The sequence below is a fragment of the Martelella lutilitoris genome (genome assembly GCF_016598595.1).
In the GTDB taxonomy this organism is placed as follows: Bacteria; Pseudomonadota; Alphaproteobacteria; order Rhizobiales; family Rhizobiaceae; genus Martelella; species Martelella lutilitoris_A.
This window is the reverse complement of record NZ_CP066786.1, coordinates 1,429,119-1,456,079: the sequence shown is the minus strand read 5'-3', so window position 1 is coordinate 1,456,079 and position 26,961 is coordinate 1,429,119. Positions and strand designations below refer to the sequence as shown.

18 protein-coding genes are annotated in these 26,961 nt (G+C 63.0%); 12 read left to right on the top strand and 6 right to left on the bottom strand.

The features are described 5' to 3' along the window. Positions 1-96: 96 nt before the first annotated feature. The 10 genes from JET14_RS06805 (at position 97) to JET14_RS06760 (ending at position 18,831) form a co-directional block, all read left to right on the top strand. Entirely contained in the window at positions 97-3,426 is a 3,330-nt protein-coding gene (locus JET14_RS06805; RefSeq protein ID WP_200337371.1) for a DUF2126 domain-containing protein, read from the top strand. A gap of 239 nt (positions 3,427-3,665) precedes the next feature. Then, on the top strand, positions 3,666-6,062 hold the full coding sequence (locus JET14_RS06800; RefSeq protein ID WP_200338011.1) for a circularly permuted type 2 ATP-grasp protein: 2,397 nt from the start codon (positions 3,666-3,668) through the stop codon (positions 6,060-6,062). A gap of 6 nt (positions 6,063-6,068) precedes the next feature. Further along, positions 6,069-6,965 carry a transglutaminase family protein gene (locus JET14_RS06795; RefSeq protein WP_200337370.1) on the top strand — a complete coding sequence of 299 codons (897 nt, stop codon included), beginning with the start codon at positions 6,069-6,071 and terminating at the stop codon, positions 6,963-6,965. A 320-nt stretch (positions 6,966-7,285) separates the two neighbouring features. Further along, entirely contained in the window at positions 7,286-9,748 is a 2,463-nt protein-coding gene (locus tag JET14_RS06790) for a glycogen/starch/alpha-glucan phosphorylase (RefSeq protein WP_200337369.1), read from the top strand. Next, a complete protein-coding gene (glgB, locus tag JET14_RS06785) occupies positions 9,745-11,958 on the top strand; it encodes a 1,4-alpha-glucan branching protein GlgB (protein WP_200337368.1) in 2,214 nt (737 codons plus the stop codon). Before JET14_RS06790 ends, glgB begins: the two co-directional genes overlap by 4 nt. Before the next feature lie 17 nt (positions 11,959-11,975). After that, complete coding sequence (gene glgC / locus JET14_RS06780) at positions 11,976-13,238, top strand: glucose-1-phosphate adenylyltransferase (protein WP_138748376.1); 1,263 nt, start codon at positions 11,976-11,978, stop codon at positions 13,236-13,238. 3 nt (positions 13,239-13,241) lie between these two features. Beyond that, positions 13,242-14,678 (top strand): glycogen synthase GlgA, encoded by a 1,437-nt coding sequence (gene glgA / locus JET14_RS06775; RefSeq protein WP_200337367.1) that lies wholly within the window; start codon positions 13,242-13,244, stop codon positions 14,676-14,678. 13 nt (positions 14,679-14,691) lie between these two features. Then, positions 14,692-16,320, top strand: a complete 1,629-nt coding sequence (locus JET14_RS06770; RefSeq protein WP_200337366.1) for an alpha-D-glucose phosphate-specific phosphoglucomutase — start codon at positions 14,692-14,694, stop codon at positions 16,318-16,320. 7 nt (positions 16,321-16,327) lie between these two features. Continuing rightward, the gene (glgX, locus tag JET14_RS06765; protein ID WP_200337365.1) at positions 16,328-18,304 is read left to right on the top strand and encodes a glycogen debranching protein GlgX; all 1,977 of its coding nucleotides are present in this window, start codon (positions 16,328-16,330) and stop codon (positions 18,302-18,304) included. 38 nt (positions 18,305-18,342) lie between these two features. Beyond that, a complete protein-coding gene (locus JET14_RS06760; protein ID WP_200337364.1) occupies positions 18,343-18,831 on the top strand; it encodes a MaoC family dehydratase in 489 nt (162 codons plus the stop codon). Positions 18,832-18,837: 6 nt separating this feature from the next. On the opposite strand, the gene JET14_RS06755 is transcribed toward JET14_RS06760, so the two are convergent. The 6 genes from JET14_RS06755 to JET14_RS06730 are packed head-to-tail and all read right to left on the bottom strand — an operon-like array spanning position 18,838 to position 25,376. After that, on the bottom strand, positions 18,838-19,392 hold the full coding sequence (locus JET14_RS06755) for a sarcosine oxidase subunit gamma (RefSeq protein ID WP_200337363.1): 555 nt from the start codon (positions 19,390-19,392) through the stop codon (positions 18,838-18,840). Continuing rightward, positions 19,385-22,342 (bottom strand): sarcosine oxidase subunit alpha, encoded by a 2,958-nt coding sequence (locus JET14_RS06750; RefSeq protein WP_200337362.1) that lies wholly within the window; start codon positions 22,340-22,342, stop codon positions 19,385-19,387. Before JET14_RS06750 ends, JET14_RS06755 begins: the two co-directional genes overlap by 8 nt. Then, entirely contained in the window at positions 22,339-22,641 is a 303-nt protein-coding gene (locus JET14_RS06745; protein ID WP_200337361.1) for a sarcosine oxidase subunit delta, read from the bottom strand. Before JET14_RS06745 ends, JET14_RS06750 begins: the two co-directional genes overlap by 4 nt. 3 nt (positions 22,642-22,644) lie before the next feature. Continuing rightward, positions 22,645-23,481, bottom strand: coding sequence for an alpha/beta fold hydrolase (locus JET14_RS06740; protein ID WP_200337360.1), 837 nt, complete (start codon positions 23,479-23,481; stop codon positions 22,645-22,647). A gap of 1 nt (position 23,482) precedes the next feature. Then, positions 23,483-24,106: a 3'-5' exonuclease gene (locus JET14_RS06735; protein WP_200337359.1), complete on the bottom strand. Its 624-nt coding sequence runs from the start codon at positions 24,104-24,106 to the stop codon at positions 23,483-23,485. A gap of 16 nt (positions 24,107-24,122) precedes the next feature. Next, entirely contained in the window at positions 24,123-25,376 is a 1,254-nt protein-coding gene (locus JET14_RS06730; RefSeq protein ID WP_200337358.1) for a sarcosine oxidase subunit beta family protein, read from the bottom strand. A 363-nt stretch (positions 25,377-25,739) separates the two neighbouring features. Here JET14_RS06730 and rpsU point away from each other — a divergent pair, with 363 nt between their 5' ends. After that, on the top strand, positions 25,740-25,952 hold the full coding sequence (rpsU, locus tag JET14_RS06725; protein ID WP_024710130.1) for a 30S ribosomal protein S21: 213 nt from the start codon (positions 25,740-25,742) through the stop codon (positions 25,950-25,952). A gap of 147 nt (positions 25,953-26,099) precedes the next feature. After that, complete coding sequence (locus JET14_RS06720) at positions 26,100-26,960, top strand: tetratricopeptide repeat protein (protein ID WP_200337357.1); 861 nt, start codon at positions 26,100-26,102, stop codon at positions 26,958-26,960. Position 26,961 lies beyond the last annotated feature (1 nt).

The window sequence follows — 26,961 nt, the reverse complement described above, 5'->3', positions numbered from 1 at the left end:
GCGCTTTGCCCACACTCCCCGCTATAAGAACAGGGGAACATCAAGGGGTTCTTCCGGCGCTATCCGGAGGTCCCTTTACCGCCGGCAAGGACGCAGATGTCAATCAAAGCAGCGATCTACCACCTTACCCACTACAAATATGACAATCCCGTCAATCTCGGACCGCAGATCATCAGGCTGAAGCCGGCGGCCCACTCGAAGACCAAGGTCATCTCGCATTCCCTGAAGGTCACGCCGGAGAACCACTTCGTCAACTTGCAGCAGGATCCCTACGGCAACTACCAGGCCCGCTTCGTCTTTCCCGAGCCGGTGACCGAGTTCAAGATCGAGGTCGATCTCGTCGCCGACATGACCGTCTACAATCCCTTCGACTTCTTCGTCGAGGAACAGGCGACCAAATACCCCTTCGAATATGACGAGGCGATCCGCGAGGACCTGTCGATCTACATCAGGCCGGAGCCGGTGGGACCGCGGTTGAAGGCCTATATGGATAAGCTCGACCTTTCGCCCGGCCAGGGCACGGTCGACATGATCGTCGGCATCAATGCCCGCCTGCAGCACGACGTCAATTACATCATCCGCATGGAGCCCGGCGTTCAGACGCCGGAGGAAACGCTGGAGCGGGCCTCCGGCTCGTGCCGCGACTCGGCCTGGCTTCTGGTGCAGATCCTGCGCAATATAGGCCTCGCCGCCCGCTTCGTCTCCGGCTACCTGATCCAGCTCGAGCCGGACCTGAAGGCGCTCGACGGGCCTTCGGGCACCGATCATGATTTCACCGACCTGCATGCCTGGGCGGAAGTCTTCCTGCCCGGCGCGGGCTGGATCGGGCTTGATGCGACCTCCGGGCTTCTGACCGGCGAAAGCCATATTCCGCTGGCCGCAACGCCGCACTACCGCAACGCTGCGCCCATCACCGGCGGCTATTTCGGCAAGGCGGAGACCAGCTTCGACTTCGACATGACGATCAGGCGCGTCGCCGAGCATCCGCGCATCACCAAGCCGTTTTCCGACGAAAGCTGGGAGGCGCTCAACGCGCTCGGCAACAAGGTCGACCGATTGCTCGAAGAAACCGACATGCGGCTGACCATGGGCGGCGAGCCGACCTTCGTCTCGATCGACGATTTCGAGGCCGATGAATGGAACACCGGCGCCGTCGGTCCGACCAAGCGCGGCCTCGCGGACGAGCTGATCCGGCGATTGCGGCAGCGCTTCGCCCCCGGCGGTTTCCTGCATTACGGCCAGGGCAAATGGTATCCGGGCGAAAGCCTGCCCCGCTGGACCTTCTCGCTTTACTGGCGCAAGGACGGCGTGCCGATCTGGAACAACCAGGACCTGATCGCCGAGGAAAAGCGCGAGATAAAGGTCGACGAGAATGATGCCGGCCGCCTGCTGCAGGCGATCGCCAACGAGCTCGACGTCGATCCCGAACTCGTCACCCCCGCCTTCGAGGACCCGGCCGAGTGGCTGATCCGCGAGGGCAATCTTCCGGAAAATGTCGACCCGTCCAATTCGAAGCTGAAGAACGCCGAGGACCGCGCCCGCATCGCCAAGGTGTTCGAGCGCGGACTGACCCGGCCGACCGGCTATGTGCTGCCGGTGCAGGCCTGGCAGGGCCGCGCTTCCGGCCTCACCTGGGTTTCGGAAAAATGGACGACGCGGCGCGGGCGCATCTACCTGATCCCCGGCGACAGCCCGGTCGGTTTCCGCCTGCCGCTCGATTCGCTCGCCTGGATCCCGCAGGCGCAATATCCCTTCATCAATCCGCTCGACCCCTCCGTCAGGCGCGAGCCCCTGCCCGACTACAGGCGCGACGAGGGTCGGCCGCTGCCGCAGGCGAGCTTCACCCCCTTCGAGGAAAGCCCGCAGCCGGCCATGCCTGCCTCCGGCGCGTCGATCGGTGGTCATGTGCGCACGGCGATCTCGATCGAGCCGCGCGACGGCAGGCTCTGCATCTTCATGCCGCCGACGGTGACGCTCGAGGAATATCTCGACCTGATCGCCTCGGCCGAACGCGCGGCCGAGAAGCTCGGCCTGCCGGTTCATATCGAGGGTTATCCGCCGCCGCATGACGAGCGCATCAATGTCATCCGCGTCGCACCCGACCCCGGCGTCATCGAGGTCAATGTCCATCCCGCCGCCAACTGGAAGGAATGCGTGGAGACGACGACGGCGCTCTACGAAGAGGCCCGGATGACGCGGCTGGGCGCCGACAAGTTCATGATCGACGGACGCCACACCGGCACCGGCGGCGGCAACCACGTCGTGGTCGGCGGGGCCAATCCGGGCGACAGCCCCTTCCTCAGACGTCCGGACCTGTTGAAGAGCGTGGTGCTGCACTGGCAGCGCCATCCCTCGCTCTCCTACCTGTTCTCGAGCCTGTTCATCGGACCGACAAGCCAGGCCCCGCGCATCGACGAAGCCCGGCACGACGCGCTCTATGAGCTTGAAACGGCGATGGCGCAGATCCCGCATCCGAAGTCGGGCGTCATGCCGCCGCTGCCGTGGCTCGTCGACCGGCTGTTCCGCAACCTGCTGATCGACGTCACCGGCAATACCCACCGCGCCGAGATCTGCATCGACAAGCTGTTCTCGCCGGACGGACCGACCGGCCGCCTCGGCCTTGTCGAGTTCCGCGGCTTCGAAATGCCGCCGAATGCGCGGATGAACCTTGCCCAGCAATTGCTGGTGCGGGCGCTGCTCGCCCGGTTCTGGAAGAACCCGCTGGAGGGCAAGTTCGTGCGCTGGGGAACCGCGCTCGCCGACCGCTTCATGCTGCCGCATTTCATCTGGCAGGATTTTCTCGATGTCCTGCAGGACCTGAAGGAAAACGGCCTGGAGTTTCGTCCCGAATGGTTCGAGGCGCAATTGCAGTTCCGCTTCCCCTTCTTCGGCGAGGTCGAGTATGAGGGCAACAGGCTGGAGCTCCGACAGGCGCTCGAGCCGTGGAACGTGATGGGCGAACAAGGGGCGCCAGGCGGCACGGTTCGCTATGTCGATTCCTCCGTGGAACGTCTGCAGGTCCGCCTCGAGACGCGGGCGCCGGAGCGCTATATCGTCACCTGCAACGGCCGCAAGGTGCCGCTGAAGGCGACCGGAACCAACGGCGTTTCGGTGGCGGGCGTGCGCTTCAAGGCCTGGCAGCCGGCCTCGGGCCTGCACCCGGTCCTGCCGGTCAACTCGCCGCTCACCTTCGACATTTACGACACATGGTCGGCGCGATCGGTCGGCGGTTGCATTTATCATGTTGCGCATCCCGGCGGGCGGAACTATGAGACCTTCCCGGTTAACGGCAACGAGGCGGAGGCCAGACGGCTTGCACGTTTCGAGGCCGCCGGACACACTGCCGGCGGCTATACGGTATTCGGCGAAGCGCCGTCGCCGGAGTTCCCGCTGACGCTGGACCTCAGGCGCCCGGCAGGGCTTTGAGGCGATTGGCGATCGGGCCCGGCGCCTGATTTTGCGTCGGACACGACACATGGCGCACCGGGGTTCATTCGCCTGATTCTCCCGCGCCGGCAAACGGGCGGCATGGACCGTCCCGACCGAACCGATTTGTGGCGGACAAGGGATCCCTCCCCGCACCAGCGGCCGGGGTCTTCGACAATGGGCGGCAGGAAGCGCTCCAGATGGCAGAACCGAAGGCGGAGATTTCCGCCGACAAGCATATGGCTGACGAGGACCACGAGGCGGAACCCGCCATCGCCTGGAACGCCCGGGACTATGTGCCCCTTCCCGGCGTGCCCGACGAGATGGTCAACGCCGAGGGGAAGGTGCGCCCCGTCTGGCAGCCCTTCGTCAACGCGCTTTCCGGCATGACGGCGTCCGAGCTTTCCGAGCGCTTTGCCCGCGCCGATCGCTATCTGCGCGACGCCGGCGTGTTCTACCGCGCCTATGACGGCCAGGATGACACCCGCGCCTGGCCCTTCTCCCATATTCCGGTGATCATCGACGATGACGAATGGCAGGCGCTGGCCGACGGGCTGAAGCAGCGCGCCGATCTTCTGGAAGCGATGATGGCCGATTTCTACGGCGAGAACCGCCTGGTCTCCGAAGGCTTCATTCCGCCCGCCCTCGTCGCCTCCAACACCGAGTTCCTGCGACCGCTCGTCGGCATCGACCCGCCTGGCGGCCATTACCTGCATTTCGTCTCCTTCGAAGTCGGGCGCGGGCCGGACGGCAAGTGGTGGGTGCTGGCCGATCGCGCCCAGGCGCCCTCCGGCGCGGGCTTCGCGCTGGAGAACCGGGTCGCCGCCTCGCGCGCCTTTTCCGGCATCTACGGCGACATGCATGTGCGGCGCGTGGCGGGGTTCTTCGGCGCCTTCCGCGATGCGCTGCAGGGCGATCCGGCGGGCAATGAGGGCCGCATCGGCGTGCTGACGCCGGGTCCGGCCAACGAGACCTATTACGAACACGCCTATATCGCCCGCTATCTCGGCATCTCGCTTCTGGAGGGCGAGGACCTGATCGTCGTCAACGACCGGGTGATGGTGCGTACCGTGGCCGGCCCCATGCCGGTCAGCGTGCTGTGGCGCCGGCTTGATGCCGGCTTCACCGATCCGCTCGAGCTCAACCCGAATTCGCGCATCGGCACGCCCGGCCTCGTCAGCGCCATTCGCGCCGGCAATCTCACCATGGTCAATGCGCTCGGCTCCGGCATGGTGGAAACGCGCGCGCTGCTCGCCTTCCTGCCGGCCCTGTCGCGTCGCCTTCTGAACGAGGAACTGAAAATCCCGTCCGTCGCCACCTGGTGGTGCGGCCAGGAAAACGAGCGTCGCCACGTGGCCGAGAACCTCGACCAGATGCTCATCGGCCCGGCCTATTCGCGCATGCCGTTCTTTGACGATTCCGGGCAATCCTTTACCGGCGAGCGATTGCGCGCGCGCAAAGAGGGGTCGGTTGCCCGCTGGCTCGACAAGCGTGGCCCCTGGCTTGTCGGCCAGGAAGCGGTCAAACTGTCGACCGCGCCCGCCTTCATTGACGGCAAGCTGGCGCCGCATCCCTTCTCGCTGCGCGTCTTCGCCGCCCGCACCCGCGACGGCTGGAAGCTGATGCCCGGCGGTTTCGCCCGCATCGGCTCTTCCGACGACGTCGCCGCGATCGCCATGCAGTCCGGCGGCAGGGCCGCGGACGTATGGGTTGTCAGCCAGACGCCGGTCGCGCGCCCGACGCTTCTGACGCAGGAAAGCCGCATCCCGCGCAACAAGCCGGCAAACCTGCCGAGCCGGGCCGCCGACAACCTGTTCTGGCTTGGCCGCTATATCGAGCGCGCGGAAGGCAATCTGCGCATCCTGCGCGCATGGCACGGCCGGTTTGCCGAGGTGGACGATCGCGGCCAGGCGCTTCTGACGCGGGTGGAAGCCTATCTCGACCAGATCGGCCTCGACCTTTCCGAGGCCGCCCTGCCGCCGAGCCTCCTGCGCGACATCGACAGCGCCGTCTATTCCGCCGGCAATATCCGCGACCGTTTCTCACCCGATGGCTGGCTGGCGCTGAATGACCTGTCGAAGACCGCGCGACGCTTCGTCGACCGGGTCAAGCCCGGCGATGACGCCGCCCATGCCGTGACCGTGCTGCTGCGCAAGCTTGCCGGCTTTGCCGGTCTGGTGCACGAAAACATGTACCGTTCCACGGGCTGGCGTTTTCTCTCGATCGGCCGCTATCTGGAACGCGGTCTGCACATGACCCGGCTTCTGGGCGAGCTTTCGGGCGCGGACGCACCCGACGGCGCGCTCGACATGCTGCTCGAGATCGGCGACAACGTGATGACCCACCGGCGCCACTACAATGTCTATACGGATCACCTGACGATCACCGATCTTCTGGCGCTCGATCCGCTCAACCCGCGATCCGTGCTGTTCCAGCTGAATCAGATCCTCGCCGAGGTCGAGAAGCTGCCCGACCACGGCTACCCGACGCAGATGTCGCCGCTGCACCGCGAGACGGTGCGGGTGCAGGCGGGCCTCGCGGTAATGACCGCCGACACGGTTTCGACGGATTACTACCTGACGCTGGAGCGCGATTTCGAGGCGCTGTCCGACTGTCTTGCCCGAAACTATCTGTGAGGGACGATGCTTTACGACCTCTCCCTCAAGATGGAATACCGCTACGACACGCCGGCCTCGCTCGCCCGCCACATTACCCGCGTGATGCCGCTCTCGATCGCCGGGCGACAGCGGCTGATCGCCGGCCATGTGAAGTTCGACCCCGAGCCCGACGAGGAACGCGGCTTCATCGACTTCTTCGGCCATCCGGCGATCGCGACGCTGGTCAACCAGCCGCATCAGCGTTTCGCCATCATGATGAAGGCCCGCGTCAGCATCGACGCGCCGCGCACCATGCTGGAATTCGCCACGACGCTTGCCGAACTGAAGGGCGAATATGACCGCGTGCTCGATCTCGGCCGGGATTCGCCGCACCATTTCATCGGCCCGAGCCCCCGCATTCCGCTCGACCGGAAGATCGGCGCCTATGGGCGAAGCCTCGCGGCTGCCGACAGCAGCGTCTACGCCATCGCCAGGACGATCTGCGCGCGGGTGTTCGAGGATTTTGCCTATGACGGCGAGGCAACGACCGTCGACAGCACGCCGGCGGAGGCCTTCGCGCTGCGCCGCGGCGTCTGCCAGGATTTCTCCCATGTGATGATCTCCGCGCTTCGGATGATCGGCATTCCCGCGGGCTATGTCAGCGGCTACCTGCGGACGACCCCCCCGCCCGGCAGGCCGCGCCTTGAGGGCGCGGACGCCATGCACGCCTGGGTGCGGGTCTGGTGTGGCATTGCCACTGGATGGGTCGAGTTCGACCCGACCAACAACATGGAAGCCGGCGCCGACCATATCGTCGTCGGCTATGGCCGCGACTATGGCGACGTGGCGCCGGTGCTCGGGATGATGAAGACCTATGGCGAACACCAGGCGACCCAGGCCGTGGACGTGATTCCCGTCCAGCAACCCCAGTCCGCCTCCTGACGCATCGCGCTGTTGCGGCGCAATATCAGCCGCCCCCGCGCTCGCGGCATACGCTCCGCGACGCTCTCCTCACGGGAAGGCGCGACGGATTGCCATCTTGCTGCCGCACAACCGCGGTTAGAACAGCGGCATTTGATGGTATGACGAGAATTTCCGATGCGAACTCATCGGTTTGTTGCAAGCGCGTCATATCAGTGCATAAATTGGACGCAAGGATAACAGCATACCGGTCCTCCTCAGCGGGGAGACTGTTTTACGGCGCCGCGTATTTCGAAAATTCCAGCCATTTTTGACTGAAAAGAGTTTGACGGAAAAAGCCAATGAGCAAACTGACCCATCCCGACCTGCCCCTGCCGACGCCCCGCCCCCACGATGTTGACGGACTGGCTGCCGACATTCTGGAAAAGCTGACCTACCAGGTTGGAAAGGACACGATCGTCGCCCAGCCGCATGACTGGCTGCGCGCCGTCATCCTGGCGGTACGCGACCGGATCACAGACAAATGGATGGAATCGACCCGCAAGACCTACGAGGCCGGCTCCAAGCGCGTCTATTATCTATCGCTCGAATTCCTGATCGGCCGGCTTCTGCGCGACGCCATTTCGAACCTCGAGATGATCGAGGCGATCAACCAGGCGCTGGCGAAATTCGACGTCAGCCTCGCCGCGCTTGCAGGACTGGAACCGGATGCGGCGCTCGGCAATGGCGGTCTCGGCCGGCTTGCCGCCTGTTTCATGGATTCCATGGCGACGGTCGACGTGCCCGCCTATGGCTACGGCATCCGCTATGTGAACGGGCTGTTCCGGCAGGAAATCGCCGACGGCTGGCAGGTGGAACTGCCGGAGAACTGGCTTTCCCACGGCAACCCCTGGGAGTTCCATCGCCGCGAAAGCACGCATGAGATCAATTTCGGCGGCAAGGTCGACATCATCGAGGAGGCAGGCAAGGAGCCGCGCTATGTGTGGAAGCCGGCCGAGCGCATGATCGCCGAGGCCTATGACACGCCGGTGGTCGGCTGGCGCGCCAAGCGCGTCAATACGCTGAGGCTGTGGTCGGCCGAGCCGATCGACCCGATCCTGCTCGACAAGTTCAATGCCGGCGACCATATCGGCGCGCTGCAGGAAAGCACCAAGGCCGAGACGCTGACCCGCGTTCTCTACCCGGCCGACGCCAACCCGGCGGGGCAGGAACTGCGCCTGAGACAGGAATACTTCTTCTCTTCCGCCTCGCTGCAGGACATCTTGAACCGGCACATGCAGCAGTTCGGTGACATCAAGCTTCTGCCGGAAAAGGCCGCCATCCACCTCAACGACACGCATCCCGCGATCGCCATCGTCGAAATGATGCGTCTCCTGGTCGATATCTACGGCGTCGAGTTCGACGATGCCTGGGAGCTGACCGTCGGCACCTTCGCCTACACCAACCACACGCTTCTGCCCGAAGCGCTGGAAACCTGGCCAGTGCCGCTGTTCGAACGCCTGTTCCCGCGCCACATGCAGCTGATCTACGCGATCAACGCCAAGATCCTGCTGAAGGCCCGCAAGGAGGCGAACGCCACCGACGACGCCATCCGCCAGATCTCGCTGATCGACGAGGGCGGCGAACGGCGCGTGCGGATGGGCAATATCGCCTTTCTCGGCTCGCATTCGATCAACGGCGTCTCGGCGCTCCATACGGAGCTGATGAAGGAGACGGTGTTCTACAATCTGCATCGCCTTCATCCCGACCGCATCAACAACAAGACCAACGGCATCACCCCGCGACGGTGGCTCAAGGAGTGCAATCCGGGCCTGACCGGCCTGATCCGCGAGGCGATCGGCGACGATTTCCTCGATGACGCCGAGGAATTGCAGGCGCTCAACAGCCTCGCCGAGGACAAGGCCTTTCAGGAGAAATTCCACGCCGTCAAACGCGAGAACAAGGCGCGCCTTGCCAATCTCATCGGCGAACGCATGGGCACCCGCATCGATCCGTCGGCCATGTTCGACATCCAGATCAAGCGCATCCATGAATACAAGCGCCAGCTTCTGAATATCATCGAGGCGGTTGCCCTTTACGACCAGATCCGCTCGCATCCGGAGATGGACTGGGTGCCGCGGGTCAAGCTCTTCGCCGGCAAGGCGGCGCCGAGCTATCACAACGCCAAGCTGATCATCAAGCTCGCCAATGACGTGGCCCGCGTCATCAACAACGACCCGTCGGTGCGCGGGCTTCTGAAGATCGTCTTCATTCCGAACTACAACGTCTCCACGGCCGAGGTGATGATCCCCGCCGCCGACCTTTCCGAGCAGATTTCCACGGCCGGCATGGAGGCGTCGGGCACAGGCAACATGAAATTCGCCATCAACGGCGCGCTGACCATCGGCACGCTCGACGGCGCCAATGTCGAGATGCGCGACTGGGTCGGCGCTGAAAACATGGTGATTTTCGGACTGACGGCAGAAGAGGTTGAACAGGCGCGCGCGAAAGGTCACAATCCGCGCGAGATCATCGAGGGTTCCAAGGAGCTTTCGCAGGCGTTGTCGGCCATTTCCTCGGGCGTGTTCTCGCATGACGATCCGGGCCGCTATGTCGACCTCATCGGCGGACTGTACGACCACGACTGGTTCATGGTCGCCGCCGATTTCGATGCCTATGCCGCCGCCCAGCGCGAAGTCGATGCGATCTGGAACGATCGCACCGCCTGGAACGTTAAGACAATCAGGAATACTGCCCGCATGGGATGGTTCTCGTCCGACAGGACGATCAGGGAGTATGCACACGACATCTGGAGTGCTTTATGAAAAAGCCGGAATCAGACGGTCCGGAACAGGCGCGGGGCGGTTTCCCCGCGCGGGAGGAAATCAACGCGATCCTGAATGCCACCCACGGGGATGCCTTCTCCGTGCTCGGCATCCACGATATCAACGGCAGTCACGTCGCACGGTGTTTTCTGCCGGGGGCGGAAACCGTCGAGGCATTCGACCTCGACGGCAAGCCTCTCGGCAAGCTGACATGCCTCGATGAAGCCGGGTTCTTCGCCGGCCCCGTCGACATCCCCGGTTTCGTGCCGATCCGCTACCACGCCACACGCGGCGGGGCGGAATGGACGGTGACCGATCCCTACAGTTTCTGGCCCGTGCTCGGCCCGATGGATGACTATTACGTCCGCGAGGGCTCGCATCTGAGACTGTTCGACAAGCTCGGCGCACACCAGATGACCCATCAGCGGGTGAAGGGCTTTCACTTCGCCGTCTGGGCGCCGAACGCCCGCCGCGTTTCGGTCGTCGGGTCCTTCAACGGCTGGGACGGACGGCGCCACATGATGCGGTTCCGTCGCGATTCCGGCGTCTGGGAAATCTTCGCGCCCGAGGTCGAGCCCGGCCAGCCCTACAAGTTCGAGATCATCGGCGCCGACGGCAATCTCCTGCCGCTGAAGGCGGACCCCTTTGCCCGCCGCAGCGAGCTGCGCCCGCAGACCGCCTCGCTGACGGCCGCCGACCTGGAGCAGGAATGGGACGACGAGGCCCACCGTGAACACTGGGCGAGCGTTGACCGGCGACGCGAACCGATCTCGATCTACGAGGTCCATGCCGGTTCCTGGCAGCGCCATGATGACGGCTCGTTCCTCTCCTGGGACGAACTCGCCGACAGGCTGATCCCCTATTGTTCGGACATGGGCTTCACCCATATTGAATTCCTGCCGGTCTCCGAATATCCCTATGATCCGTCCTGGGGCTACCAGACGACCGGGCTTTATGCGCCGACGGCCCGTTTCGGCGAGCCGGAAGGATTCGCCCGTTTCGTCAATGGCTGCCACAAGGTCGGCATCGGCGTCATTCTCGACTGGGTGCCCGCCCATTTCCCGACCGACGAGCATGGCCTCCGGCAGTTCGACGGCACCTCGCTTTACGAGCATGCCGATCCGCGCCAGGGCTTTCATCCGGACTGGAACACGGCGATCTACAATTTCGGCCGCACCGAAGTCGCCTCCTTTCTCCTGAACAACGCGCTCTACTGGGGCGAGCGGTTTCATGTCGACGGGCTCAGGGTCGATGCCGTCGCCTCGATGCTTTACCTCGACTATTCGCGCAAGCACGGCGAATGGGTGCCGAACGAATATGGCGGCAATGAAAATCTCGGCGCCGTCCGCTTCATCCAGGAGACCAACAAGGCCGTCTACGGCAATCATCCGGAGATGATGACGATCGCCGAGGAATCGACCGCCTGGCCCAAGGTCTCGCAGCCCGTGCACGAAGGCGGTCTCGGCTTCGGCTTCAAGTGGAACATGGGCTTCATGCACGACACGCTGAGCTATCTCGCGCGCGAGCCGATCTACCGCAAGCATCACCACCAGGAAATCACCTTCGGCCTGCTCTATGCCTTCGCCGAGAACTATGTCCTGCCGCTCTCCCACGACGAGGTGGTGCACGGCAAGGGCTCGCTGATTGCTAAGATGGCTGGCGACGACTGGCAGAAATTCGCCAATCTGAGGGCCTATTACGCCTTCATGTGGGGCTATCCAGGCAAGAAGCTTCTGTTCATGGGCCAGGAATTTGCCCAGTGGAGCGAATGGAGCGAGGCCCGCGGACTGGACTGGAACCTGCTCGACTATCCGACCCACGAGGGCATGCGCCGCCTGGTGCGCGATCTCAATTTCACCTACCGCTCCAAGAAGGCGCTGCATGCGCGCGACTGCGAGCCGGAGGGCTTCGAGTGGACGATCGTCGATGATCACGACAATTCCGTCTTTGCCTGGCAGCGCAAGGCGCCGGGCGAAAAGCCGGTTATCGTCATCTGCAATTTCACGCCTGTTCCGCGCGAGGACTATCACGTCCCTGTGCCCAAGGCCGGGATCTGGCGCGAAATCCTGAATACCGACGCCGAAATCTACGGCGGCAGCGGCAAGGGCAATGGCGGGCGCGTGCGCGCCGACGTCCATGGCCACGGCGGCATTTCCGCCACCCTGCTTCTGCCGCCGCTTGCAACCATCATGCTGGAACCGGAAGAGTGAGTGAGAGGGAGGGAAGGATGAATACGCGCACTGGATACCCCCTGGCCCGTGACGCCATGGCCTATGTTCTGGCCGGCGGTCGCGGCAGCCGATTGAAGGAGCTGACCGACACGCGTGCAAAGCCCGCGGTCTATTTCGGCGGCAAGACCCGCATCATCGACTTCGCGCTGTCGAACGCGCTCAATTCCGGCATCCGGCGCATCGGCGTCGCCACGCAATACAAGGCGCACTCGCTGATCCGACACCTGCATCAGGGGTGGAACTTCTTCCGGCCTGAACGAAACGAGAGTTTCGACGTGCTTCCCGCCTCCCAGCGCGTCTCGGAAACGCAGTGGTACGAGGGCACGGCCGACGCGGTCTATCAGAATATCGACATCATCGATTCCTATGGCCCGGAATACATGATCATCCTGGCCGGCGACCACATCTACAAGATGGACTATGAGGCGATGCTTCAGCAGCACGTCAACGAGGGCGCCGACATCACCATCGGCTGCCTGGAAGTCCCGGTGGAAGATGCCAAGGGCTTCGGCGTCATGCATGTGGACGCCACCGACAGGATCGTCGATTTCGTCGAGAAGCCTGCCAATCCGCCGGGCATTCCGGGCAACGAGAAGATGTCGCTCGCCTCCATGGGCATTTACGTCTTCAATACCAAGTTCCTGTTCGAATGCCTCTACCGCGATGCAGCCGACCCGACATCGAGCCGCGATTTCGGCAAGGACATCGTTCCCTACATCGTCAAGAACGGCAAGGCGATGGCGCATCGCTTCTCGCAAAGCTGCGTGCGCTCGAGCTTCGAGAAGGAAGCCTATTGGCGCGATGTCGGTACGATCGACGCCTATTGGCAGGCCAATATCGACCTCACCGCCATCGTCCCCGAACTCGACATCTACGACAAGTCCTGGCCGGTCTGGTCCTATTCGGAGGTGACGCCCCCGGCGAAATTCGTCCATGACGACGAGAACCGCCGCGGTTCGGCCATCTCCTCGGTGGTCTCTGGCGACTGCATCATCTCCGGTTCGCAGCTCTACAAGAGCCTGCTGTTTACCGGCGTCAGGGCGAATTCCTATTCCCGCCTCGAAGGCGCCGTCATTCTCCCCCATGTCCATATCGGACGGCACGCGCGGCTGAAGAACGTGGTCATCGACCACGGCGTCCATATTCCCGAAGGCCTCGTCGTTGGCGAGGATCCGGACCTGGATGCCCGCCGTTTCCGCCGCTCGGAAAACGGCATTTGCCTGATTACACAGTCGATGATCGACAGATTGGATAACTAAGACATGAAGGTCCTTTCCGTTGCATCGGAAATCTACCCGTTGATCAAGACGGGTGGCCTTGCCGATGTGGCAGGCGCCTTGCCGCTTGCCCTTGCCGGCCTTGGCGTCGAAACCCGCACCATCGTTCCGGGTTACCCGGCGATCATGAAGGCCGTCGAGGGGCATGCCGAAAAGGTTCACACCTTCGGCGACCTTTTCGGGGAATGGGCAACGCTCCACGCAGCCAGATACGAGGGCCTCGACCTTCTGATCCTGGACATTCCGGCGCTTTTCGGCCGTTTCGGCAATCCCTACAATTCCGCGAGCGGGGAAGGTTATTCCGACAACTGGCGCCGTTTCGGGGCGCTGTCCAAGGCGGCGGCGGAAATTGCCGCCGGCGTGCTTCCGGGATGGGAGCCGGACCTCGTCCACTGCCATGACTGGCAGGCGGCGTTGACGCCGGTCTACATGCGTTTTGCCGACGTTCCGGAAAAACCCTCGATCCTCACCATCCACAACATCGCGTTTCAGGGCACGTTCGGCCCCGAGATCTTCCCCTGGCTCGGCCTTCCGGCCCATGCGATGGCCGTGGACGGCGTCGAGTATTACGGCAATGTCGGCTTCCTGAAGGGCGGCTTGCAGACCGCCTGGGCGGTGACCACCGTCAGCCCCACCTATGCGCGCGAGATCCAGACGCCGCAATACGGCATGGGGCTCGAAGGCCTGATCGCCGCACGCGCCCATACCGTCCACGGCATCGTCAACGGCATCGACACCGATGTCTGGAACCCGACGACGGACAAGACGCTCGCCAGCCGCTACACGCCGAGCCGTCTGCGCCTGCGCGAACCCAACCGGCAGGTCCTGAGCGAGCGCTTCGGCCTCGATGACGACAATTCGCCGATCTTCTGCGTCGTCTCGCGCCTGACCTGGCAGAAGGGCATGGACCTTCTCGCCGAAGCCATCGGACCGCTGGTGGCGATGGGCGGCAAGCTCGCAGTGCTCGGCACCGGCGAGCATCACCTGGAGGAAGCCTTCCGCAACGCGGTGCGGCTCTATCCCGGGCGCGTCGGCACGATCATCGGCTATGACGAGACGCTGTCGCATATCCAGCAGGCCGGCGCCGATGCCATCCTCATTCCCTCGCGTTTCGAGCCTTGCGGCCTGACCCAGCTTTACGGCCTGCGCTATGGCTGCGTGCCGGTTGTCGCGCGCACCGGCGGTCTGGCCGACACCATCATCGACGCCAATCCGGCCGCGCTCGATATGAAGGCGGCGACGGGCATCCAGTTCTCGCCGGTGGAAACCTGGTCGCTGGTCCACGCCCTGCGCCGCGCCGTCAACCTTTTCGAGGACAAGAAAAACTGGATGCATATGCAGAAACAGGGCATGAAGAGCGACGTGTCCTGGAAATCCAGCGCCAAACTTTACGCCGACCTTTATTCAAGCCTATTCGTGTGACGGTTCGAACATCATGACCAAGACCATTGCCACCAAGCCCTTTGACGGCCAGAAGCCCGGAACCTCGGGCCTGCGCAAGAAAGTGCCGGTTTTCGCCCAGCCGCATTATGCGGAAAACTTCATCCAGTCGGTATTCGACAGCCTCGAGGACTATCAGGGCAAGACGCTGGTGATCGGCGGCGACGGGCGCTATCTCAACCGCGAGGTGATCCAGACCGCGATCAAGATGGCCGCCGCCAACGGCTTCGGCAAGGTCATGGTCGGCCAGGGCGGCATTCTGTCGACGCCGGCTGCCTCCAACATGATCCGAAAATACCAGGCCTTCGGCGGCATCATCCTCTCGGCCAGCCACAATCCCGGCGGCCCGAACGAGGATTTCGGCATCAAATACAACACCGCCAATGGCGGCCCCGCGCCCGAGCGCATCACCGATGCGATCTATGAGCGCACCAAGCTGATCGACCGCTACCGCATCTCCGAGGCCGACGACGTGCCGCTCGACAAGCTTGGCACCTACAAGGTCGATGACATGGACGTGGAAGTCTTCGATCCGGTCGCAGACTATGCGGCCCTGATGGAGGAATTGTTCGATTTCGACGCGATCCGTTCCTATATCGCCGGCGGTTTCCGCATCGCCTTCGACGCAATGAGTGCGGTAACCGGCCCCTATGCCAGGGAAATCATCGAGAACCGTCTTGGCGCGCCGGAGGGCTCGGTGCGCAATTTCGTGCCGCTCGAAGATTTCGGCGGCCACCACCCCGACCCGAACCTCGTCCATGCCAAGGAACTTTATGACGAGGTGATGAGCGCCGACGGCCCCGATTTCGGCGCGGCCTCCGATGGCGACGGCGACCGCAACATGGTGGTCGGAAAGGGCATCTTCATCACGCCGTCCGACAGTCTCGCCATCCTTGCGGCAAACGCGCACCTGGCGCCTGCCTACAAGGGCGGCCTTGCCGGGATCGCCCGTTCGATGCCGACCAGCCAGGCCGCCGATCGGGTGGCCGAGAAACTCGGCATCGAGGCCTATGAGACGCCGACGGGCTGGAAATTCTTCGGCAATCTGCTCGATGCCGGCAAGGCGACGCTGTGCGGCGAGGAGAGCTTCGGCACCGGCTCCAGCCATGTGCGGGAGAAGGACGGGCTGTGGGCCGTTCTGCTCTGGCTCAACATCCTGGCCGTGCGCGGCGAGACCGCGTTCGACATCGTCAAGAAGCACTGGGCCGAGTATGGCCGCAACTATTATTCTCGCCACGACTATGAGGGCATCGAAACCGAGGCGGCCAACGGCCTGATGGACGCGCTGCGCGGAAAGCTTGCCGCCCTGCCCGGCACCACGTTCGGCGACCTGACCGTGAAGGAAGCCGACGACTTCGCCTATCACGACCCGGTCGACGGCTCGATCAGCCGGAACCAGGGCGTGCGCATCATGTTTGAAAGCGGTTCCCGCGTCGTCTTCCGTCTTTCCGGCACCGGCACGTCCGGAGCGACGCTTCGCGTCTATCTGGAGCATTTCGAGCCGGACCCGGCCCGCCATGAAGAAGATACGCAGAAGACGCTTGCCGGGCTGATCGCCTATGCCGAGCACGTCGCCGGCATCAAGGAACGCACCGGCCGCGATGCTCCGACCGTGATTACCTGAGATACCGATGCGTGACCATGAAGCAAGACCCGGCGTGAGGGTTCTCGACCGGGGCGTCGAATTTTCCGTCTATTCGGAGAATGCGGCAGGTATGGAACTCTGCCTGTTTACCCCGGACGGCACGGAGACCGCGCATCTTCCGATGTCGCACGAGCGTAGCAATATGTTCCGCCTGCTCGTTGACGGGCTGAAGCCCGGCCAGCGCTACGGCTACCGCGCCTTCGGACGGTACGATCCGATGGCCGGACACTGGTTCGATTCCTCGAAGCTTCTTGTGGACCCGTACGCGCGCGAAATCGATGCACCCTACCGCTATGATCCCAGGCTCGGACAATATGGCGTCGAGACGGCCGACATCGTGCCGAAAAGCGTGGTGGTTCCAGATCTGGGCGACGAACCCGGCCATATCGACCTGCCGGACGGGGCCTTCATCTACGAGGCCGGAGTAAAATCACTGACGAAGCTCAATCCGCACGTGCCCGAAAGCATTCGCGGCACTGTCGCGGCCCTCGGACATCCCGCCGTGGTGGAGCATCTGCAGAAGATCGGGGCTGACGCGATCGAACTCATGCCGGTGACGGCGTGGATCGACGAGCGCCATCTCAGGGATCTCGGACTTACCAATGCCTGGGGCTACAATCCGGTGACCTTCATGGCGCCCGACCCGCGGCTCTGCCCTGGCGGAATCGCCGAACTGCGCGAGGCGGTGGAAGCCCTGCACAAGGCCGGTATCGCCGTAATCCTCGATCTCGTCTTCAACCACAGCGGCGAAAGCGACCAGTTCGGCGGCACGCTGAGCTTCCGCGGTCTGGACAACGCGACCTATTACCGTCTGGCCGAAGACGACCCTTCGGTGTTCATCAACGACACCGGATGCGGCAACACGATCGCCTGCGACCACCCGATGGTGCGCCGCTATATCATCGACAGCCTGCGCTTTTTCGCCACCCAGGCGGGCATTGACGGCTTCCGCTTCGATCTCGCGCCCATCCTCGGGCGCACCCGGCAAGGCTTCGATACCCATGCCGAGACGCTGGATGCCATTCTCTCGGACCCGGCGCTGAAGGGCAGGACCATGATCGCCGAACCCTGGGATATAGGTCCCGGCGGCTACCAGCTTGGGCACTTCCCGGCGCCCTTTCTGGAGTGGAACGACCGCGCGCGCGACGACATGCGCCGGTTCTGGCGCGGCGATCCGAACATGACCGGCCTGCTCGCGGACGCCCTGTCGGGCTCCTCGCACATCTTCTCCGTGCGCGACCAGCATGTGACCCGCTCGGTCAATTTCATCGCCGCCCATGACGGTTTTTCGCTGCACGACGTGACCGCCTATGTGCACAAGCACAACGGGCCCAACGGCGAGAGCAACCGCGATGGCCACGACGAAAACTTTTCGTGGAACAACGGCATCGAGGGCGAAACCGACAATGGCGTGGTGCTGTCACGCCGCCGGCAGGACATCAAGGCGCTGCTTGCCACCCTGTTTGCCAGTCGCGGCGCGATCATGCTGAAGGCCGGCGACGAGGGCGGCATGACCCAGTACGGCAACAACAATGCCTATTGCCAGGACAACGAGACCACCTGGATCGACTGGCATGCAATGGATGACGACCTGATCGCCTATACCGGAGAGCTGGCCGCCCTGCGCAGGCAGTTCTCGGTCTTCTCCGAAACCGGGTTCTTCACCGAGGACGAGGTGACCTGGCTGCGTCCGGACGGCGATAGCATGTCCGTCGAGGACTGGGAGGCGGCGGAATGCGACAGCCTGAGCGTCGTGCTCTCGACCACGGAGCGCGCCAGCGGACGTCCGACGCGTCTTGCCATACTGATCAATCGCAGCCATGGGGAAATGGCCTTCCGCCTGCCGGAGCGCGACGCCCACGGGTGGCACAGCCTCGCCGACCGGAAACGCGGCATCGTCGAGATCGCGCTTGCGCCCCGTTCGGTATCGTTTTATGCGGAAATGCTCTCCGAGGCCGGATAGGCCAACCAACAACAACCGTGCGCAGCCGAAAGTAGACCATGGCCAAAGACATTTCGCTCTCTGAAGTGAAGGACTATATCGGCCATGAGGTCGGTCTGTCGCGCTGGTTCACCGTCGACCAGACGATGATCGACACCTTCGCCGACGCCACGCTCGACCATCAGTTCATCCATACCGATCCGGAACGCGCCCGAGCCGAAACGGCTTTCGGCGGTACGATCGCCCATGGTTTCCTGACGCTCTCGCTGCTTTCGGCGATGAATTATGATTGCGTGCCGAAGGTGCGCGAACAGACCATGGGCATCAATTTCGGCTTCGACAAGGTGCGGTTCATGACCCCTGTCAAAAGTGGCGCGCGCGTGCGCGGCCGCTTCACGCTCAGGGACGCACGTTTTCGCGGGGCCGAGCTGCTGGCGATCAATTACACCGTGAGCGTCGAAATCGAGGGCGAACGGAAGCCGGCGCTGACCGCCGACTGGATCACGCTTGTCCAGTTTGCCGCCGAAGATCGCCCGGAAACGGCCTGACCGGCCTCACCGGACCGCGTCCTTCGCGCCCTGATCGAGCAGGCCGAAGACGTAAGGCGCGAAGGAGCGCCAGCATTCCACGCGGAAGGTGTTCTCCTCCTTGCGGAACAGCACGATCTCGGCCTTGCCGAGAACGGTGCGTACCACCTTGCCGACGGGAAAGCTGGCAAGCCTCAGGTCCTGCGGGCAGGCGGCGTTGATCGCTGCCGCCGCACCCGGCCCGTCGACCATCACCGCGACGTTGCGGTGGGAGACGTCAACGGCGGAGAACGGCGTTTCGATCCCCTGAAGCCGCGACATCAGATCGTCGCCATATTCGTTGATCACCAGCCATTCATCCGGCCCCAGCCAGAAGGCATAGCGGCCATCCTTCATGGCCGATGACAGCGGCGCGCGCGGCAGGTCGATCTCGAGGGCGCCGGAAAGCGCCCCGAGCGCAGTCTCCCCGGCCCTGAGCGAAAGCCGCGTGGCATCGGCGGCGACCACGAGGCGGGCAAGGCCCGAGCCGCCAAAGGCGCCGGCAAGCGGAAATGCGCGTGTCGCAACATGTTCTTCAGCCATGGATGCGCGCTCCTTCCTTGTCATAGAATACGGTATCAACCACCTCGACGGCGATATTGCGGTCCGGCATCGGCACGTAGAGCGTCTGGCCCTTCAGCGCGTGACCGTTCTTGACCACCGCCATGGCGATGCCGCTCTGCAATGCCTCCGACCAGTAGGCCGACGTCACATGGCCGAGCATGGGCACCGGTTTGGCCGAATTCGGATCGGCAACGATCTGCGCGCCTTCCTCCAGCACCAGCCGCGGATTGTTCTTGACCAGCAGGCCGACAAGCTGCTTGCGATCCTCGGCGACGAGATCCGGGCGCTTGAGCCCGCGTATACCGACGAAATCACGCTTTTTCTTCGACACCGCCCAGCCCATGCCGGCATCGAACGGCGTTACCGTGCCATCGGTATCCTGACCGACGACGATATAGCCCTTTTCCGCGCGCAGCACATGCATGGTCTCGGTACCGTAGGCGCAGGCCCCGAAGCGCTCGGCACGCTCGAAAATCGTCTTCCAGACGGAAAGCCCGTAATCGGCCGGCACATTGATCTCGAAGCCGAGTTCGCCGGTAAACGACACCCGGAAGAGCCGTGCCGGAACGCCGCAGACGGTGCATTCGGCAAGGCTCATATGCGGGAAGGCATCGGCGGAAATATCGACGCCCTCGACAAAGGGGGTGATGATCTCGCGCGCCTTCGGCCCCTGCACGGCGATGACGGCCCATTGCTCGGTCGCAGACGTCAGCCACACCTTTAGATGCGGAAACTCGGTCTGCAGATAGTCTTCCATCAGGTTGAGAACACGCGGCGCGCCGCCGGTCGTGGTCGTCACGTGGAAGCGGTCCTCCGCAAGCCTGCCGACAACACCGTCGTCATAGATGTAACCGTCCTCGCGCAGCATCAGACCATAGCGGCACTTGCCGGGCTTCAGCGTCGACCAGGCGTTGGAATACATCAGGTTCATGAAGGCCTCGGCATCCGGTCCGACCACCTCGATCTTGCCGAGCGTCGAGGCATCGAAAAGGCCGGCCGCCTCGCGCACCGTCCGGCATTCGCGATTGACCGCATCATGCTTGGTCTCGCCGGGACGCGGGAAATACCAGGCACGCTTCCAGTTACCGACATCCTCGAATGCCGCGCCCTCGCCTTCCGCCCATTCGTGGATCGGCGTTTTGCGGGCCGGATCGAAAAGAGCCCCCCGCGAATGGCCGATCAGCGTGCCGAAGGTCACCGGCGTGAAGGGTTGCCGGAACGTCGTCAAACCCACCTGCGGGATCGGCCGGTCCAGCATCTCGGCGGCGATGGCGAGACCGTGCATGTTGGAAAGCTTGCCCTGGTCGGAGGCCATGCCATTTGTGGTGAAGCGCTTGATATGCTCGATCGAAGCCATGCCCTCATGCACGGCCTGGCGGATATCCTTGGCGCAGACATCGTGCTGATAATCGATGAAGGCGCGGGCATGGCTGTCGGCGCTCTCGTCTTCGCCCAGCATGCCGCCGGTCCACGTACGGGCGTTTTCGGCCGCTATATCGGCAAGGCCGCCGCCGGCCGCAGCCGCCTCGCCGATGATGGCGTGAATCGCGTCCGTGCCGTTGCAGGCGCCGACGCAGACGGAATTCTGCGCATGCGTGCCGGGAACGAAGCGCTGCTCATCAGCATCGAAAACCAGCTTGCCGCGCGCCTGGGAAAAGAGATGGACGGACGGCGTCCAGCCGGCGGAGGTGATCAGCGCGTCGACATCGAAGCTGCGCGTCTTGCCGCTATCCTTGTCCTTCACCTTCATGGAGGAGACGCGGAGCCGCCCCTTCGTTCCAACAACGGTGTTGTTGGCAAGAATTTTGATGCCGAGCGCCCTTGCCTCTTCGTCAAGTCCTGCGCCCGCCTCCATCCGGCTGTCGACGATGACAGAGACATCGACACCGGCCCTCTTCAGGTCAAAGGCCGCCTCATAGGCCGAATCGTGGGCGCAGAAGACGCCGATGCGCCTGCCCACGGCAACGCCATAATGATTGAGATAGGTCCGTGCGGCAGAGGCCAGCATGATGCCGGGCCGGTCGTTTTCCGGAAACACCATCGGCCGTTCGATCGCGCCGGTGGCGAGGATAACCTCGCCCGCGCGCACCTGCCACAGCCGCTCGCGCGGGCCTTTGGCCCTGGCATTCGGCAGGTGATCGGTCAGCCGTTCGCAAAGCGCGACGAAATTGTGGTTGTAATAGCCGAAGGCGGTCGTGCGCGGCAGGACGCGGACATTGTCCATGCCTTTCAACTCTTCCACGGCGGCAAGCGCCCACTCATAGCCCGGCATGCCGTCGATGGTCGTGCCGCTTTCATATTGAAGCGCCCCGCCCGGCTCCGGCTTTTCATCGCAAAGGATCACATCCTTACCTGTCCTGGCTGCGGAAAGGGCTGCCGTCAGCCCGGCAAGACCCGCGCCAACCACCAGCACATCGCAGTGGATATAGCGGCAGGCATAGGTGTCCGGATCGTCCTCGGTCGGCGCTTCGCCGAGTCCCGCGGCCCTGCGGATCAAAGGCTCATAAAGCCTGTGCCAGGCAATACGCGGCCACATGAAGGTCTTGTAGTAGAAGCCGGCGATGAAGAAGGGGGAGAGGAAATCATTCACCGCGCCGGCATCGAAGGAGAGCGACGGCCAGCGGTTTTGCGAGGACGCCTTCATGCCATCGAAAACCTCCTGTACCGTGCCGCGCACATTCGGCTGACGTCTGGCGCTGTCGCGGGCAATGTCGAAAAGCGCATTCGGCTCTTCCGAACCGGCCGTCAGGAAGCCGCGCGGACGGTGATATTTGTAGGAGCGGCCGACCAGATGCACGCCGTTGGCCAGCAGCGCGGAGGCGAGCGTATCTCCCTCAAGGGCCGTATAGGTCTTGCCGTCGAAAGAAAAGCGGATGGTCCTGGCCGGCGTGAGCCGTCCCTTGCCGGCAATGCGCAATGCGCCGCTCATCGGCCTTCTCCCTCAAAATCCGCGCGCTCGGGTTTCGGTTCGCCGGTCCTGTAGATCTTCAGGAACCGGTCGGACACGGTGTCGCGCACGGCGTTGAAGAAGCGGCCGCAGCCATGGACATGGCGCCAGCGCTCGTAGTGAATGCCCTTGGGATTGGCGCGCATGAAAAAATAGTCCGCAAACGCCTCGTCGGAAATCTCCGCGATATTTTCCGGTCGGGCGATATGGGCTTCGCCGGCGGCGGCAAATTCCAGCTCGCTTCGCGCTTCGCCGCAATAGGGACAGTGGATGAGCAGCATGTTCTAGTTCCCTTCCAGTTCGGGCAGGGCTTCGGGCAAGGAGAGGATCATGTCGAGCAGCGGACGCGGCGCCTCCAGCTGCGGCATATGGCCGACGCCTTCAAGCGCATGAAGCTGGACGCCGATGGCGCCGGCGAGCTGGTGGCCGCGCGAGATCGGGATCCACGGGTCCTTCTCGCCCCAGATCACGGTGACCGGACAGTCAATCGTCTTCAGCCTGTCGGCAAATTCGTCGGTGAAACGCTCGTCGGCCTGGGCGAACTGCCTGTAGAAGCTCGCCTGCCCCTCGGGCGTCAGCCAGGGCGAGGCGAGTTCGTGCAGCTCGTGCTCATCGAGCTCGCTCACCAGCGCGCTGCGGATATAGGCTGCGACAATGGCCGAATGGATGTGCGGCGGAAGCGGCGTGAAGGCATCGATATGACGGCTGACATGTTCAAAAAATTCAGATCCCCAGGGGCTGACGGCCACGACGTTCATCAACAGAAGATCGGCAAAGGCGACGTCATGCAGGAGATTGGCCCTGAGCGTCACCGCGCCGCCGAAATCATGGGCAAAGACACTGGGTCGGTCGAGCTCCCAGAACTCGACCACCTCCTTGAAGACGCGGCCCTGCACATCGAGCCCGGTCGCCTGCCCGGGATCCTTGGCCGAGCGGCCAAACCCCGGCATGTCGTACCAATAGCAGGTATAGGCTTTTGACAGCGGCAGGATCATCCGGTGCCAGGAAAAGGACGACCACGGCCAGCCATGGGCCAGTACCAGCGGCGGCCCCTCGCCGGCCGACCCCCAGGCAACCGTGCCTGCACTCGTTTCTGTCTTGTTGTTGACGGTCCAGAGCATATCAATACCCCGTCCATTTGTTTCGTTTTACCTTTTTCGTAGCCTCACGATCGTATGCAACAAGAGTACCGGCCAACTTCGTTACAGCGACAGCGTCTTCCATAGCATCATGATAGCCGCCTCGATAGAATGGAACTCGAAACTCTGAACAAGCATCTTCCAAGGAAATTCGAGTTCTATTTTTGCCTTTCCGCGAGACATAGTGACATGCTCGTTTCATAGTACAGTAGAGTGGACGCTCGATTGCGTGCTTAAAACCAGCCCTCTCAAACTCACGCGAAAGGAAACCAGCGTCAAATTCACAGTTGTGAGCAACTATGGGAAGGCCCTCTAGAAACTCTAGCAGCATCTCTGCGTTCTCGGCAAAGTTGCCCTCACCCTCGACATCGAAATCAAAGATTCCGTGAATATTGGACGCCTCGGTGGGGATGCTCCGCTCAGGATCAAAGAGACCATAGTAGTTCGGAAGCTCTGCCTCTTGATCACTTAAGAGGGCATCAAAGTCGGCTCGTATGGCTCCTACAGCAACTATTCTATCTCGCGATGGCGAAAGCCCAGTCGTTTCGACATCGATGACAACCGCTTGAGACAAGGAAGCAAAGGAAGTTCCCCTTACGGATCGCATACCACCCCCCTATTAATTAATGCGCGACGGCGGCAGCTGCCGCCTCGTCGATCAGGCGGCCGCTGCGGTAGCGGTCAAGCGTCAACCCGGCGGCAAGCCTGTGCGGCTCGCCCCTGGCGATCAGATGGGCGAAGAGGTGGGCAGACCCCGGCGTCGCCTTGAAACCGCCCGTGCCCCAGCCGCAATTGACGAAGAGCCCCGGCACCGGCGTGACGCTCTGGATCGGCGAGCGGTCCGGCGTGTTGTCGGTGATCCCGCCCCATTGCCGCATCATCTTCACCCGGCGAAAGATCGGGAAAAGCTCGCAGATCGCGTCGAGCGTATGCGTGATGATCTGCAGGCCGCCGGTCTGGGAATAGGAATTATACTGGTCGGTTCCGGCGCCGATGACGAGTTCGCCCTTGTCGGACTGCGAGATATAGGCATGCACCGAATTCGACATGACGACGCAGGGAAAGATCGGCTTCAGCGGCTCGGAGACGAGCGCCTGCAGTGGCTGGCTTTCGAGCGGCAGGCGGACATCGGCCATCGCCATCACCACCGAATTGTGGCCGGAGGCGGAGACGCCGATCTTCCTGGCGCCGATGAAACCCTTCGAGGTTTCAACCCCGGCAACGGCCCCGTCCGCCCCGCGACGAATGCCCTTTACTTCGCAGTTCTGGATGATATGCACGCCCCGGTCGGAGGCCGCGCGGCCATACCCCCAGACAACCGCATCGTGGCGCGCCGTGCCGCCGCGCCGCTGCAGAGCCGCGCCGTTGACCGGATAGCGCGCCGTGGCCGCGATATCGAGCGGCGGACAGTACGCCTTCGCCTGGACCGGCGTCAGCCATTCATTGTCGATGCCGTAGAGCCGGTTGGCGTGGACGTGGCGCTTGAACGACTGGCGGTCATGTTCGTTATGCGACAGCATCATCACGCCGCGCGGCGAATACATGACATTGTAGTTGAGATCCAACGCGAGGCCTTCCCAGAGCTTCAGGGAATGCTCGTAGATATCCATGCTCTCGTCATAGAGATAATTGGAGCGGACGATGGTGGTGTTGCGGCCGGTATTGCCGCCGCCGACCCAGCCTTTTTCGATCACGGCAATATTGGTGATGCCGTGTTCCTTGGCGAGATAGTAGGCCGCGCCCATGCCGTGGCCGCCGCCGCCGATGATGATGACGTCGTATTCCGGCTTCGGCTCGGGCGAGGTCCAGTGCTTTTCCCAGCCCGTATGGTGCCGCATGGCCTCGCGCGCCAGGGCGAAAACGGAATATTTGCGCATCGGAATGCTCCCTCGGGCCGGCTTGCCTGTTTGTCCTTACCCTATACCAATCGCAAATCGGAAAGTGACGCAACGTCCTTTTTGCGACGCTTTTGCCGCCTGCGCTCGACATCGAAATTTTCGGGGTTGCGCGCGGACGGCAAGCGCGCTAACGACGCGCCGCGTTTCGGGCCCGAAGCTTCTGCGGCGAAACGGGCGCAATCGCCTGCTATCCAGCGCGCGGGGGCTGGACTTCACCGCCGAAATCTGATACTCGCGACGCCAAATGTCGGGCAGAACCCGACGATGACAAGCAACACTGCCTGACGCGCAAGTATTTGCCAGGCTGAACGACACCAACGAAATTTAAGGAACGGGATACACGTGCAAGTACTTGTCCGCGACAACAATGTTGACCAGGCTCTCCGCGCTCTGAAGAAGAAAATGCAGCGCGAAGGCATCTTCCGCGAAATGAAGATGCGTGATTTCTACGAGAAGCCCTCGCAGAAGCGCGCCCGCGAAAAGGCCGAGGCGATCCGCCGCGTTCGCAAGCTGGCCCGCAAGCGCGCCATCCGCGAAGGTCTGGTTTCGCGCTGATTGTCGTTATTTCGGCACATTGAACATGTTGTGATGGCGGGAGCGTAGGCCCCCGCCTTTTTATTTGCTAGATATTTACCTTGCGACGGTAACGATGCCCGCGCGTCTGCACTTTGCGCGCGACGAGACACGAAACGAGGGACGGATATGACTGAGATGACTGCTGGCACATTCATGACAGGCGCCGGCCGGAAGCTGAGGCTCGCCCTCCTCTTCGGCGCCGTCGGCATGCTCGCTGCCTGCCAGAGCTCCCAGATGATGAACCAGAACGTCGTCTCGATCGACGCGACTCAGGGTTCGGAGCAGAACATCGCATCCCTGACCAATGTGATCGCCGCCAACCCCAACGATCCGGAAGCCTATAATGTGCGCGGCGCCGCCTATGGCCGGGCCGGCGAGGACCGGCGCGCGATGGAAGACTTCAACAAGGCGATCGCGCTCAACCCGAATTACTACCAGGCCTATGCCAACCGCGCGCTGATCGAGCGCAGCCTCGGCCAGCGGATGGACGCGCTGAACGACTATAACCGGGCCCTGCAGATCAATTCGAACTACGACGTCGCCTATATCGGGCGCGGCAATCTCTACCGCGAGGCCGGCCAGCAGAACGATGCGTTCAACGATTTCACGCGAGCGATCCAGCTCAACACGACCGATGCGCGCGCCTATCACAATCGTGGCCTGATCTACCAGCAGCGCAGCCAGCAGGAGCTGGCGATCGCCGATTTCTCCAAGGCGATCTCGCTCTCGCCCAAGGCTCCGCAGCCCTATAATGGTCGCGGCGTCTCCTATCTGGCGCTGAATGACGACCAGAACGCCCGCGCCGATTTCGACAAGGCGCTGGCGCTCGACCAGCAGAATGCCGAGAGCTGGGCCAATCTCGGCCTGATCTTCGAGCGCCAGGGCGATTTCACCAAGGCGGCCTCCTATTATCAGCAAGCCAAGAGGCTGAACCCGAACTATCAGCCGGCGCTGCAGGGCCTGCAGCGGACAATCGGCAGTGCGTGAG